The 657-nt window shown below is 58.3% G+C and carries 1 protein-coding gene; it reads left to right on the top strand.

Going from position 1 to position 657, the window contains the following annotated elements:
• Positions 1 to 93: 93 nt before the first annotated feature.
• Positions 94 to 657, top strand: a 564-nt coding sequence (locus ACQY6C_RS14870) for a tryptophan 7-halogenase (protein WP_427970064.1), incomplete at its 3' end; no start/stop codon positions are given.

Below are 657 nucleotides of genomic sequence, written 5' to 3' on the forward strand. Positions count from 1 at the left end.
GCAAGGGCAGTTCGCGGTGCAGCAATTGCCGTCCAATCGTGATTTGGTGCAGTTTGCAGAGCGATCCGATTTTGGGCAAGGTGCCAATGCCGTATGATTAGTGGGCAACCCGCCGGACCGATCGAGAAGGTCGTCATCGTTGGCGGCGGTTCCGCCGGCTGGATGGCGGCGGCGGCGCTTTCCCGGCTTACGTCGAGCGGCGTGTCAATCACTCTGGTCGAATCCGAACAGATTGGCACGGTCGGTGTTGGCGAAGCGACAATTCCTCCTCTACTCGATTTCAACAATGCGCTTGGTCTCAACGAGATGGAGTTCGTCGCGGCCACGCAAGGCACATTCAAGCTTGGCATCGAGTTCGTCGACTGGGGTAAGCTGGGCGATCGCTATATCCATCCATTCGGCAAGTTTGGCCGGCCTACCTATGGCCTGAACTTTCACCAGATATGGCTGCGCCAGCGTCTGTTGGGGAAAGCGGAAAGCGATCCCGGCCCGATCGACGATTATGCCATCGCAATTGCTGCAGCCCGGCGCGGCAGGTTTACAAAGCCTGTGGCAAATCCCGACGCAGTGCTTTCGGGGCTTGGATATGCCTATCACTTCGACGCGGGGCTCTATGCCGCATTCTTGCGCAAGTTTGCTGAAGCTCGCGGGATCAAG

The sequence above is a fragment of the Altererythrobacter sp. genome (genome assembly GCF_050299635.1).
In the GTDB taxonomy this organism is placed as follows: domain Bacteria; phylum Pseudomonadota; class Alphaproteobacteria; order Sphingomonadales; family Sphingomonadaceae; genus Erythrobacter.